Raw genomic sequence first — 13153 nt, forward strand, 5'->3', positions numbered from 1 at the left:
TCCTGATCCTGCGAGGATGTAACGATGGATAAAGCAAGTTTCGGCGGAGTCTTGCTCGCGATAGTGGGAATCATCGCGGGGCTGTTGCTGGAGGGCGGCAACCTCGGGCAGATCTTCCAGCCCACGGCGGCGATGATCGTCTTTGGCGGGACGCTGGGTGCGGTTCTGCTGCAATTTCCCCTGAAGACCGTCCTCGATGCCTTCCGCAGGCTGGCTCATGTCTTCTTTCATCCCCAGGATCAAAACCTGCAGCTCATAGAAACGCTGGTGGCCTTTGCCAATAAGGCCCGGCGCTCGGGAGTCGTCTCGCTCGACGGCGATCTCGAAAAAATCGAAGAGCCATTTCTGCGCCAGGCACTCACGCTCGCCGTCGATGGCACGGAACCCGCGGAACTGCGCAAGATTATGCTGCTGAGCATGGACTCTCGCGCCGAGGGCGAGGATCGCATTCCGGCAGTCTTCGAGTCCGCAGGAGGCTTTTCTCCAACCGTCGGTATTCTGGGTGCAGTGCTCGGGCTGATTCAGGTGATGCAGCATCTGGACAAGATCGAAGAAGTCGGCAAAGGAATCGCCGTCGCCTTCGTAGCCACCATTTACGGAGTCGCCGCAGCCAATCTCTTTTTTCTTCCCGCAGCCGGCAAACTGCGCATCCGCGTTCGCGACGAGCATCAGCGCCGGGAGATGATGCTGGAAGGCGTCATCTCCATCCTCGAAGGCACCAATCCACGCATGCTAGAGGTGAAGCTGAGCGGCTTCCTCGAAGAACGCGAGCAGGAGACGCGGGAGCAAGCCGCATGAGGCGGCGCGAACGGCGTCAGAGCCACGTCAATCACGAGCGTTGGCTGGTCTCCTACGCGGACTTCATTACGCTGCTCTTTGCGTTCTTCGTGGTCTTGTACGCCTCTTCAAAGGCGGACCAGAAGAAGCAGCAACAGGTGGCGCAGGCAATTGACTCGGCCTTTCACGCGCTTGCGCTGTTTCCAGACGCCACGCGCAATCGCGTGGACCTGAAAAACGTCTCGGCTATCAGCCGCGAGCAGGGCTCTCCCGCGAACATCGTCATGAGCGAGGATGCGCTGCGCCCCGCGCAGGTCAAGGAAGATCTTGCCAGCATTCAGAAGCAGTTGGAAAAGATGCTCTCCAGCCAGATCGCCGACCACACGGTCTCCATCCAGATGGGTAAAGATGGCCTCGTCATCAGCCTGCGCGAAGCCGGATTCTTCAACTCAGGTTCCGCAACACCTCATCCTGGGACAACACCTGTGTTGCGTGCAATCGCAGGCGTATTGGGCAAGACTACTTATGACATTCGCGTCGAGGGTCACACGGACAATGTGCCGATTCATAACGAGGAGTTCGATTCCAACTGGGAACTCTCTTCGGCCCGCGCCACGCGCATCGCGCGCATCTTCGTCGACACCCGCAACATTCCGCCCGAACGCCTCTCCGCAGCCGGGTACGCGGAATATCACCCGGTCGCAACCAACGACACCACCGCTGGCCGAGCCGAAAACCGCCGCGTCGATCTCGTCATCATGCCTCAGACACGCGTGAATCTGGCCGCGCCCGATGGCGACGCCTCAAAAGCCGCATGGCGCAAGATCACGGATTAACCTTTTCGCGCTTGTTACGATAAGGATGTGGCCACGCCCTCAGAACTCGAGCCATCCCACGGCGACAAACATGCGCAGCAGGCACTCGACCTGCTCGCTGCCGGAAACCCCTCAGCCGCAGCCGAGGCCTTCCGCGCTGCCATCGCCGCCGATCCCGGCCACATTGAGGCGCATCACGGCCTGATTCGCGCCCTGCGAGACGCGGAGCAATTCGAGGCCGCCGTTGCAGCTGCGCTCGCGTTAACCGTTCTAACCCCGCAAGACCCGCTGGCGCACACCAGCCTGTCTATCGCGTTGCAAAAGGCCGGCCATGTTCCGGAAGCAGAAGCCGCGGCAGCGCGGGCGCGGATTCTCGAATGGAAGCAGCAGCTCGCCGCGCCGCCAGAGTCAGACCCCGCGCGAGCGCACAATCCATTCGCGTAATACTCTCCGCTTGGCTCCCCGCAGTAACTCAAGTCACCATCCGACTTACACGCCCGGCATCGCGTTCAACATTCTTTCATCTCAGCAGTCACCTGATCTGCGTATACTGCCTCGGCAGGAGGATTCAACGATGGCCTCGCCCGAAAAAAAATCCAAGCATCATCCCACCCCAAAGCCCGGCGACGGCGGTTCGACTGACCCCGTCTCGCCGCCCAGCAGTACCGGCGGTTCCGGAGGCGGGACGACGCCGCCAGCCAGCGGCCAACCTGTTTTCGGTCAGCCAACTCCCTCCCCGGATCCAACCACGTTCAAAGATCCGGTGACAGATTCGAGCGAGCCGGATGTCGCCGGAGTCCAGCCGGTGCCGCAGCCCGCAACGACCGATGCCGAACCGATCCTGACCCTGGCGCAGGTCTACGGAAGTCAGGGCGCCACCATCACGCAGACCATCCAGGCAGCCGGCCAGATCGTCTTTCACAGCGTCGGCGACACCGGCAGCGTCAAGGGACCCGGCACGCAGTCCCTCGTAGCCGACAAGATGGTTTCCGACTTCACTGAAGCGAACGCCGCCGACGTCCCGTCCTTCTACTACCACCTCGGCGACGTGGTCTACTACTTCGGCGAGGCTGCGTACTACTACGACCAGTTCTTCGAGCCCTACCGAAACTACCCCGTCCCGATTCTGGGCATCGCGGGCAATCATGACGGAATCGTCTATCCCGGCGATCCCGCCCCAACGCTTGCCGCATATCTGGCCAACTTCTGCGCCGCGACGCCCGGCCCTTCGCCCAATGCGGGCGACCTCGACCGGACGACGATGATTCAACCAGGCGTCTACTACACCTTCGACGCCCCCTTTGTACGGATCCTCGGCCTCTACAGCAACGTCCTCGAAGATCCCGGCGTAATCTCCGACCAGAACGGAACCTATCCAACCCTCGACCAGTGCCAGATCACCTTCCTCACCACCGCGCTCAACCGCGTCAAGAGCGAAAACTACACCGGGGCGCTCATCATCGCCACGCATCACCCCGCCTTTACCGGCGGCTCCGAGCACGGCGGCAGCCCGCTCATGCTTCAGGACATCGACAAAGCCTGCACCGCGGCCGGAGTGTGGCCGCACGCCGTGCTCTCAGGTCACTCCCACAACTACCAGCGGTACACCCGCACCGTGAACGGATACCAGATTCCCTACATTGTCGCCGGTTGCGGCGGCCATTCGCCCCTCAGCAAGATGCGCGCAACCATCCGCACCCCTTTCCAGATCGACAGCACACTCACGCTGGAAAGCTACGACGACACCGACTACGGTTATCTGCGCATCGTAGTGAACGCGCAGACGATGACCATCGAATTCCACCCCGAATCCGACGGCGGCACCACCAAGACCCCCGACGACGACGTAACCATCAACCTGGCAGCCCGCACCATCAGCTAGAAGAGCACATGCGGGGCGCAGAGCGCATAAGCAATCTCTGCGCCCCGCATCGCCCTGGCTAGCCGCCATGTGCTAATCTGCGAATTGGTGGCTGAGGACGTCGTTTCCATCTTTGAGCAGGAGTATCGGGCGCTGCGACCGCGCGCGCCAATGCCCCCATTCCATATCCGCTTCCGGCGATTCGTTTCTCTGAACACGACCATCCGGCTGCGCGAGGGCTCGCTCCACGTCAGCCTCTCCGATCTCCTCGAGGGCGCACCGGAATCCGTCCTGCGAGCCATCGCGCACATTCTGATCGCCAAAATCTACAAAAAGCCCATCAGCGCCGCGCACAACCACCGCTACAAGCGCTTCCAGTACAGCGAAACCGTCGCACGCCAGACGGAGCAGATTCGCTACGCGCGTGGCACTAAACGCTTCACCGGCCCCGAGGGCCGTTACTACAACCTCGACGAAGTCTTCGATTCCCTCAACGAGCGATTCTTCCACGGCCTGCTCGGCCGCCCGCAACTCACCTGGAGCGAGCACCATGCGAAGCGCCTGCTGGGCCATTACGATGCCGCGCACAACACCATTGTCGTAAGCCGCGTCTTCGACCGCCCATCGAGCCCGCGGTACGCCATCGAATACCTGCTCTACCACGAGATGCTGCACCTCAAGCATCCGGTCAGCGTACGCGGCACCCGGCGCTGCGTACACAGCGCCGCTTTCAAGGCCGACGAGCGGATGTTCCCTCAGTTGGACGTGGCGCTAGCATTTTTGAAACGACTTTAAGCGCTTGTCATTGCAATAGAATTGTGCGATGACCTCGACTGCACTCGCGCTCCGGGCTCTTTAGAGGACAGCAAAGGATTTCCATGACGACTAGAAGAGATTTCTGCCAATGGATGGCCAAGACTGCATCCCTTGCGATGATTCCGTCCGTGGCGGCACAAGCTTCGGCAGTGCAAGCTTCCCAGGAACCCGCTCCTGCGCCATCCGCGCGGCATGGCAGGCCATTGCTTGAATTGCAGCAGCAATTCCTCGACCTTCGCTTCGGCATGTTCGTGCATTTCAATATGGCGACCTTCCAGAATCGCGAATGGGGCGATCCCACATCGCCCGCCGACCAGTTCAATCCCACTGCTCTGGACACGGACCAATGGGCCGCGGCGGCGAAATCCGCCAATATGACATGGGGCTGTCTTACGACGAAGCACCACGACGGCTTTTGCATCTGGCCGACGGCCACCAAAAGCGCAAGCGTGCGCCTGACGCAGCACAAGACCGATGTTGTGCGCGCGTATGTCGACTCGTTCCGCAAGGCGAATCTGCGAGTCGCGCTCTATTTCTCGATTCTGGACATGCGGGACGACATCCGCCACTTCAACATCACGCACGACAAGATTCAACTGGTGAAAGATCAACTGACCGAACTGTTCACCGGCTACGGTGCTGTGGACGCATTGATCATCGACGGATGGAACGCTCCATGGAGCCGCATCACCTACGAAGAGATGCCATTCACCGAGATCTACGAACACATCAAGTCCATGCAGCCCGACTGCCTCGTTTCGGATCTGAATGCAAGTCAGTTCCCTGCAGGCGGTTTGTATTACAGCGACTTGAAGGCCTTTGAACAGAATGCCGGGCAAAAAGTACCGCCGGGGAGCGATCTTCCCGCCTTCTCCTGCGTGACATTGACCGATGGATGGTTCTGGAAGCAGAGCGACGCCAACGGTCGCTTGAAGCCGACTGCAACTGTAGTGGACGAGTGGCTGGTTCCCCTAAACCGCAGGCACTGCAACCTGATTCTCAACGCGGCTCCGAATCGCGAAGGGCGTCTCGCGCCCAATGTCGTCGCGAGGCTGGAGGAGATCGGCAAAGCGTGGCAGCATCCCGGACCTGCCGAGAAGATCAGCGAACACATCGTGATTACCACCCCGAATCTCGCGACCGGCAAGCCTATCAAAGCCAGCTCCTATCCCGACACTGTTGGACCGGATCTGGCCAATGATGGCGATTTTCGATCGAGTTGGAATCCGGATGACGGATTGACCTCGGCCTGGCTGCAGGTCGACCTGAAAAAGGAACAAAGCTTCAACGTGTTGTCGCTCGTCGAGCCGGTCGGTCAATGGGATGACTACAAGCAAAGCCGGATCAAGAGTTACAAATTTCAGGCGTGGAATGGCCACGATTGGACGACTCTCGTCGAGGGCGGCGTCCCTGTTCCGGTCGCGATCCATCGGATTCCGCGCGTGACCTCATCGCAGGTCCGGCTGACAATTGAGTCAGGCCACGACGCTCCACATATTGCAGACCTCGGCGTCTATAACCAGTAATGACAATTGACCTGGAGTGGCCAGTATCAATGCCCGAAGACTGGATATTCCTGCCGACCGCTCCAGCGCGCATAATTGCCGCATGTCGACGCTGATAAAGGACACAGCCAGCCGTTTTCTTTTCCTTTCCTTCTTCTGCGGGGTATTCACTCTGGCCGCAATTTCCGCCTACCCGCAGCAACAATCCGACTCAATGGCCAACATGCCCGGAATGAACAAAGACAGCATGGCCGACATGAAAGACATGGGACCCAGCATGGCGGCGATGGCGGGTCACATGTACGTCACGCCTCCGCGGCCCAGGCAGCCCGGCGACGAAGAAAAGGTCAAGGCCATCGTGGCGCAGGTGCGTTCCTCTATCGAGCGATACCGGGACTACAAGAAGGCCCTGGCCGACGGCTACGTGATCGGGAATCCGGAAGTGGATCAGCCCCAGTCACACTTCAACAGTCAGGCCAACATTCAGGAAGCCGAACGCCACTTCGACCCTACCAGGCCATCTTCCCTGCTCTATTTCAAGACGCCGAAGCAGCATTACAAGTTGGAAGGGGTGATGTTCACCGCCAGTGCGTATGCAACAGAAGATGAGTTGAACGACCGAATCCCGCTCAGCGTCGTAAGGTGGCACGAACATACGAACTTCTGCGCGGCTCCGGCAGATCGAGTCAAGGAATATTTCGGCCAGCATCCGAAGTTCGGCATGTTCGGCTCAATCAACACTGCGGAAGCATGTAGGGCTGAAGGCGGCGTCTTTTATCCGCACGTCTTTACCTGGATGATCCACGTCTTTCCCTTCGAGGACAACTTGAAAGACGTCTTCTCCATGAACGACGACATACCCCACTTCGGATTACAGCCGTAAGCTCCGGCAGATTTTCAAAGCGCAGCGAATATTTTCCACTGTAAATACAGCATTTCCACATAAAAAATCTTCTTAAAAACCTGCACACCCCACTTAGTTCCGGAGTACTATCAGTTCATCGGAAGAGAGATCTTCCAGCAGAAGAGAGTAGACAAGGAGCCATCGAGAGAATCGGCAACGAAACTCAGGAAGCTATCCGGGTAACTGGGTGGTGGAGGATGGGGACCGGGAAGCTCTTACAGCGAGTGTAGTCACGGAGGAATGAGGGAAACGCGGACTTAGGTTCGCGGGAACCGAAGGAGGACGAGATAGCAGCGTTGTAATTTGGATGCCGTACCAAAGCTTCAAAAAATTCGGATAGAGAGGGCGATCTTCCGCAAGGAAGATCGCCCTCTCGCTTTGTACCTGGAAAATTAACTTACTGTACTTCGCACGCCAATCTTTACGGTCATTTTCCACTTCCTACACTTACCTTGCCCTTCGGAAGTTATTCACATAACCTGAACAATTTCCACATAATAAAATTTCACGGAACATACACACTTCACTAAGTTTCGCGGTACTATCAATTCACCGGAAGAGAGATCTTCCAGCAGAAGAGAGTAGACAAGGAGCCGCCAGGAGAATCGGCAACGAGACTCGCGAAGCTATCCGGGTAACTGGGTAGCGGAGGGTGGGAACCAGAAAGCTCTTGCAGCGCGTGGGGTCACGGAGAAGTTAGGGAAAAGCGAGCGAAAGTTCGCGGTGACTGGATAACTCCAAGATAACAACGCTGCGATTTGGAAGCCGAACCAAAGCTTCAAAAAATCGGATAGGAAGGGCGGCCCGCTCGCAAGAGATGGCCGCCCTTTCGCTTTGCACAAGACCCATAGATCGCGATAGGAAGGACAACCGGAACGGACTCGCTACGAGGCGCAGACCGAAGCTGTACTCGCCACGGGGATCGGCACTTGCTCGACAATCTCCAGGCCAAACCCCTCCAAAGCTGGAATATGCATCGGCGTATTCGACAGCAGTCGGATTCGCCGGATACCAAGGTCGAAGAGAATCTGGCCGCCGAGACCTACGGCGCGGACGATGCGCTTGTGCCGGTCTTCGTGAGCCTCGATCGCGCGCAAATCGGAGTGGAGCAGCAGCTTCGCCCTGTCGTCTTTGATCTTCGGCGTCGCGTCGATTTCGAATCCCCGGCTGGTGTTGTGCAGATAGAGGATCGCGCCGCAGCCGGCCTCGACAATCATGCGCATCGACTGATCGAGGATCTCGCGGCAGTTGCAGTCGGCTGCAAAGATGTCGCCGGCAGTGCAGCGCGTGTGAACGCGGACCAAAACCGGCTTTGCGCTCGGATTTGCGCTCTCAGACGCGTTGGGGCCGTTTCCGCCGTCCAACGAACTTCCCTGTTCGCTTACCTGCCCGCAGAGCGCGCCGTGAACCAGCGCCACGTGGCTTTCGCCGCCATTGACCTCGCTCTCGTAAGCGATCATGCGGAAGTCGCCATAACGGGTCCGGATCTGGCTCTCCGCCGCGCGGGTAATGTATCTCTCATTCTGCAGACGATATCGGATGAGTTCTGCGACGGTGAGCATTTTGAGGCCGTGCTCGGCGCAGAATCGGACCAGATCCGGAACGCGGGCCATAGTGCCGTCGTCGTTCATGATCTCGCAGATAACCCCCGACGGCGTAAGCCCGGAGAGCCGAGCCAAATCAACAGACGCCTCGGTTTGCCCCGCGCGGACGAGAACCCCGCCCTTGCGGGCACGCAGCGGGAAGATGTGGCCAGGACGGGCGAGGTCCGACGCCGTCGCGCCCGACGCTATGGCTGTGCGGATGGTGTGGGCTCGATCGGCGGCCGAAATGCCGGTAGTGACTCCCTCCCGCGCTTCAATGGTTTCTGTGAAGGCAGTCCCGAAACGGGAGGAGTTCTGCTGGGTCATCGGCAGTAAATTCAGGTAGTCGGCCCGCTCTTCTGTGAGGGTGAGGCAGATTAATCCGCGGCCAAACCTGGCCATGAAGTTGATGGCCTCCGGGGTCACGAAGTCGGAAGCAAGGGTGAGATCGCCTTCATTTTCCCGGTCTTCGTCATCAACGACAACAAGCATCCGACCAGCGCGGAATTCCGCCAGGGCGGCCGGTACGTCGACAAATGGGGCGGAAAGAGTTCGATTGGACATGGCACACTTGGGATGCGTAAGAACTTCCGGCAGCTTCATTGTCTCTCACCGGAGGGCCCAAGAACAAAAATCAACAGGAAGTGGGCTGGATTTCAGGTCATCCGTGATTCGCGGGCAATTTCCCGGAACAATGGCTAAGACTGGGCGGCGCCTAGGTGGAACGGGCAGATTCTGGGCTATGCAACTTACGGGTTACCGAGGCGAAATTGAGTATACGGGAATGTGACTTCGTGCTATCTTTCGTAATGAATTCGCGTTACCAATAGCCAAGACGCTTGTTCCAAGAGATGAGTCGCTTGAAACCTCCCAACCACTACGAATTCCTTCAAATCAGTCCGAACGCTGAGCAGGACACCATCCACCGCGTCTACCGGTTTCTGGCGACCCGCCTTCATCCGGACAACCCGGAGACGGGCGACGCAGACAAGTTCTTCCAGTTAAAGCAAGCGTATGACGTGCTGTCGAACCCAACCCGTCGCGCAGCGTACGACACCGCATGGCAGACGGGGATTCCAGAGCCAGAGCCGCTTTCCACTTCCATCGACTTCATGGACGATAAAGAAGGCGAGTTGAACCGGCGGCTGGCCGTGCTTGCGATGCTGTATATCCGTCGACGCACAACCCCTGAGTCTCCCGAAGTTTCGCTTTACGAAGTGGAAGCACGCATGGGGTTTCCGCGCGAATATCTCGATTTCACTATCTGGTATCTCCAAAAGAAGGGCTACATAGCCCGGGCGGATAACGCACAATTCACGCTGACCGTGGACGGGGTAGATTTCGTGGAGACGCAGCGAATGAGTACTCCGATACTGCAAAAGCTGCTGACCAGCGCCACGGAGCCTTATTCCACGGACCAGCCGCGCAGCGATCAACCGGCTGAACCCGTCGAGTCCATCCAGTCCATTCACGCCCGCGGCAACGGCGTTGGAGAAAGGCGCTCACGGGGAGAACGGCGGAAGCGCTCAGCCTGAAACCAGTTTGCTGCGGACGCAAGAGAAAAGGCGCTGCCCCGACGGGAAAGCGCCTTCTGTTTACGGATTATCCTATTGCAATCAATGCTTTACATCAATCAATTAAAGCATTTAAAACCTTGCCCTTACAGGGTAGATTCGATTTCAAAGCCCCAGGCTTCGAGGAGAGCCTCCGGAATGTACTTGGAGTTCCGGTTGCGGCGTGCCCATTCACGAAGCCGGGTGGAACGGATGTACTGATCCGGAGTCAGTTTGAACTCCTTCACGATTTGCTCGAAGGAGGTGACAGTAGGCACAACCGGGCCGATAGGCTCAGGTTTGCCCCAATTTGGATTACCACGACGCTTTGCCATCGATTTTTTTCCCTCTTTGGAAAGGTGACTTTCAAATTCCAGCTTCCGTCAACAGTCCATCGTCGGTCGAGCACTTTCAGGGGAGCGAACGGGCTTTAATTGGACCGGGCATGATAGACGCGCGGGCTGGGAAGCTATGAGTCTCTTATTTTAGGGATTTTTGGTTCAAAAATCAATAGAAAAATGTCGCGCATGAACCTGCAGCCCGCTCACAAATTGATTGAATTATTTGCTCGTATATTATTGATTTAATAATAGTTATTCACTTTGCATAGATCTAGAGGCGACCCCATGTTGCGCCTGAATGGACAAACGTTTCGCAATTTTCAGTCGCGCGTATGAGAAACCGCACTCTATATTCTTTAGTTAATACTGATAAACGAAGCTTTCGGCTCGTTAGGATGCTGATTTTTTCTGGAACTTACCAGGCCCCAGCCGGGCCAGAAATGAAAGCTATTCCGTAAGGATGTGCATCGAATGGAAAGTCCGCTCGTTTTCTGTCGCTAAATTGCACACCGCACGGAAGGGGTCTGGTTTAGTATTTCGAAATTCGAGAAGTCTATACAACAGGAAGGCAGGTGCAATGCGAGGTTTTTATACTGTCCTGGTGCTTGCGGCGATCAGCGCGCCTCAAATGGGCTACGCGCTTCAGGCTGCGGCAGGTACAACAACGACTCAGAGTTCACCGGTGCAGACCCCGTCCGCAACTCCGGGTGCAACACCGCAATCCGAAGCAGTTTCCGCGCTGGTGAAACCGTCGTTGGATAGTACGCGAGAAACGGTCGGTTCGTTGCAGATGGAGAAATGGAAGCGTGGTCCGTTACGCGATGAGGCGGGCGCGAACATCGACTCCATCCGCCAGGACATCGAATCCACCCTCCCCGATTTGCTGAAAGCTGCAGATGCAAATCCCGGCGCGACGAGTAAACTGCTGCCTGTCTCACGCAACATCAATGCTCTCTATGACGTGGTATTGCGGGTGGTCAACGCCGCTCGTGTTACAGCGCCGGGCGACCAGTTCACTGCGCTCCAGGAGACGCTTGCTGGTCTGGAGAAGTCGCGGCATGCCCTGGAGGATCGAATCCAGGACGGAGCTGTAGCTCAGGAGAAGCAGATTGGCGATTTGCAGGTTGCATTGAAGGTACAGGCGAAACCGCCGGTGTGCCCGGTCGTCGAGCCTGCTCCGGCTCCCGCCGCACCGGCAAAGAAGCCGACACCCAGAAAGCGCAAGCCCGCAGCCAAACCCCCGACCACCACACCACCCTCAAATGGGCAGCCCGCCAATTCGCAGCCAGGCGGGTCGACGAAACCGAACCAGTGAGAAGCCAGAACATCTGAGCCAGAGCGCCTGATTCAGACACTTGACCGAGTTGTCAAAGTGCGTTCGAGCGGAGAAGCCTGGCTACAGCCTCGATATCGGGAGCGGGAACACGGTCCTCGTCGAGGTGCGGAACGGCGTTGCGGATTGTCGCTTGAGCGCGGGCTACTGCCGGGCTGGGTCGCAGGGGGAGTCGGTAATCGAGGCCTTGCGCGGCGCACATCATTTCGATGGCCAGGATGAGCTCGAGATTGTGGGCGATCTGACGAAGTTTGAGAGCACCCGTCATACCCATGGAAACGTGGTCCTCTTTGCCGCCGGAAGTCGGTACGGAGTCCGTGCTGGACGGGTGGGCGAGGACTTTGCATTCGTTCAGAAGCGCGGCGGCCGTGACGTGAGCGATCATGTATCCGCTGGATAGACCTGCATCCGCGCAGAGGAAGGCGGGAAGGCCCTCGTTGATGTCGGGATTGATGAGCCGGTCTATGCGACGCTCGCTGATGCTGGCGAGGTCCGTGAGGGCGATGGCTGCGTAGTCGAAGGCATAGCTGAGGGGCGCGCCGTGAAAGTTGCCCCCGGAGAGAACTTCCGCGTCAATTCCCAGCCCTGTTCCCTGCTCTGCGGCAAATACCAGCGGGTTGTCGGTCGCGCAGCCGGATTCGATTTCGAGAATGCTGGCGACATGGTCGAGGGCGCCGCGCACAGCTCCGTGGACCTGGGGCATGCAGCGCAGGCAGTAAGCATCCTGGACGCGAGGGTCGTTAGCAATATGGGATTCGCGAATTTCGCTACCTTCCAGGATCGCGCGGAGATTGGCAGCGGAGGCGATCTGGCCGACGTGGGGCCGGGCCAGGTGGATGCGAGGATCGAAGGCGACCGGCGTGCCCTTCAACGCTTCAAGCGACATCGCTCCGGCAAGATCAGCGAAGCGCACGAGGCGGCTGGCGTGGACAACGGAAAGTGCGCCGACCGCAGTCATCGCCTGGGTGCCGTTGAGCAATGCGAGGCCCTCCTTGGCAGCAAGCGTCAATGGGATGAGTCCAGCTGCGGAAAGGGCCTCAGCTCCCGGCATTCGCCTGCCCTGGTAGACGGCTTCTCCTTCGCCGATGACGACCAGCGCAAGATGTGCGAGCGGAGCGAGATCGCCGCTGGCCCCCACTGAGCCTTTCGCCGGGATTACAGGGTGAACCTGCGCATTGAGCATGGCTACGAGCAGTTGCAGCAGCTCGGGACGAATTCCGCTGTGCCCTTTGGCTAGCACGTTGGCGCGCAGGAGCAGCATCGCGCGGGACTCCGGCTCGGAGAGTGGCTCGCCGAGACCGCAGGCATGGCTGCGAACGAGATTTGTCTGGAGTTGGGCAAGATGCTCGGCAGGGATGCGGACGTCGGCAAGCTTGCCAAAGCCGGTATTTACACCATAGACCGTCTGGCCGGTCTCAAGGATCGATGCGATCACCTGTCGGCTTTGCGCGACACGGATGATGGCTTCCGGAGCGATAGCGACTGGGCGGAGTTTGCAGGCTACGGATTCTATTTCGGCGAGGGTGAGTGCGCGGCCGTCCAGAATCAGGGGATCTATCAGGGTGGCCTTGGGAATTGCAGTTTCCATATTCCGGATACTAAGACCGGGACGGGGCGCGGTACAGAGCAGTTGCATTGCACAGCTTGGCTCTAAGGGCATAATCC

General features: G+C 58.4%; 12 protein-coding genes. 9 read left to right on the forward strand and 3 right to left on the reverse strand.

The features are described from left to right. The first annotated feature begins 24 nt into the window (after positions 1–24). The 7 genes from OHL23_RS22910 (at position 25) to OHL23_RS22940 (ending at position 6657) form a co-directional block, all read left to right on the forward strand. Complete coding sequence (locus OHL23_RS22910) at positions 25–798, forward strand: flagellar motor protein (RefSeq protein ID WP_263354362.1); 774 nt, start codon at positions 25–27, stop codon at positions 796–798. Beyond that, complete coding sequence (locus OHL23_RS22915; protein ID WP_263354363.1) at positions 795–1613, forward strand: flagellar motor protein MotB; 819 nt, start codon at positions 795–797, stop codon at positions 1611–1613. Before OHL23_RS22910 ends, OHL23_RS22915 begins: the two co-directional genes overlap by 4 nt. Before the next feature lie 27 nt (positions 1614–1640). After that, complete coding sequence (locus OHL23_RS22920; RefSeq protein ID WP_263354364.1) at positions 1641–2036, forward strand: tetratricopeptide repeat protein; 396 nt, start codon at positions 1641–1643, stop codon at positions 2034–2036. Between the two features lie 130 nt (positions 2037–2166). After that, positions 2167–3474, forward strand: coding sequence for a metallophosphoesterase family protein (locus OHL23_RS22925; protein WP_263354365.1), 1308 nt, complete (start codon positions 2167–2169; stop codon positions 3472–3474). 87 nt (positions 3475–3561) lie between these two features. Beyond that, the gene (locus OHL23_RS22930; RefSeq protein WP_263354366.1) at positions 3562–4248 is read left to right on the forward strand and encodes a M48 family peptidase; all 687 of its coding nucleotides are present in this window, start codon (positions 3562–3564) and stop codon (positions 4246–4248) included. 83 nt (positions 4249–4331) lie between these two features. Then, on the forward strand, positions 4332–5795 hold the full coding sequence (locus tag OHL23_RS22935; RefSeq protein WP_263354367.1) for an alpha-L-fucosidase: 1464 nt from the start codon (positions 4332–4334) through the stop codon (positions 5793–5795). Positions 5796–5877: 82 nt separating this feature from the next. Then, on the forward strand, positions 5878–6657 hold the full coding sequence (locus tag OHL23_RS22940; RefSeq protein WP_263354368.1) for a hypothetical protein: 780 nt from the start codon (positions 5878–5880) through the stop codon (positions 6655–6657). A 905-nt stretch (positions 6658–7562) separates the two neighbouring features. Here OHL23_RS22940 and ribB read toward each other — a convergent pair. Beyond that, on the reverse strand, positions 7563–8825 hold the full coding sequence (ribB, locus tag OHL23_RS22945) for a 3,4-dihydroxy-2-butanone-4-phosphate synthase (protein ID WP_396127417.1): 1263 nt from the start codon (positions 8823–8825) through the stop codon (positions 7563–7565). A gap of 296 nt (positions 8826–9121) precedes the next feature. On the opposite strand from ribB, the gene OHL23_RS22950 reads away from it, so the two are divergent. Next, positions 9122–9796, forward strand: a complete 675-nt coding sequence (locus OHL23_RS22950; RefSeq protein ID WP_263354370.1) for a J domain-containing protein — start codon at positions 9122–9124, stop codon at positions 9794–9796. 125 nt (positions 9797–9921) lie between these two features. Here OHL23_RS22950 and OHL23_RS22955 read toward each other — a convergent pair whose 3' ends face one another. Further along, entirely contained in the window at positions 9922–10149 is a 228-nt protein-coding gene (locus OHL23_RS22955; protein ID WP_263332867.1) for a hypothetical protein, read from the reverse strand. A 583-nt stretch (positions 10150–10732) separates the two neighbouring features. Here OHL23_RS22955 and OHL23_RS22960 point away from each other — a divergent pair. Then, positions 10733–11470, forward strand: a complete 738-nt coding sequence (locus OHL23_RS22960) for a hypothetical protein (protein ID WP_263354371.1) — start codon at positions 10733–10735, stop codon at positions 11468–11470. 52 nt (positions 11471–11522) lie between these two features. On the opposite strand, the gene hutH is transcribed toward OHL23_RS22960, so the two are convergent. Beyond that, on the reverse strand, positions 11523–13076 hold the full coding sequence (hutH, locus tag OHL23_RS22965; protein WP_263354372.1) for a histidine ammonia-lyase: 1554 nt from the start codon (positions 13074–13076) through the stop codon (positions 11523–11525). Between the last annotated feature and the right edge of the window lie 77 nt (positions 13077–13153).

It is taken from the genome of Acidicapsa acidisoli (genome assembly GCF_025685625.1).
Taxonomy (GTDB): domain Bacteria; phylum Acidobacteriota; class Terriglobia; order Terriglobales; family Acidobacteriaceae; genus Acidicapsa; species Acidicapsa acidisoli.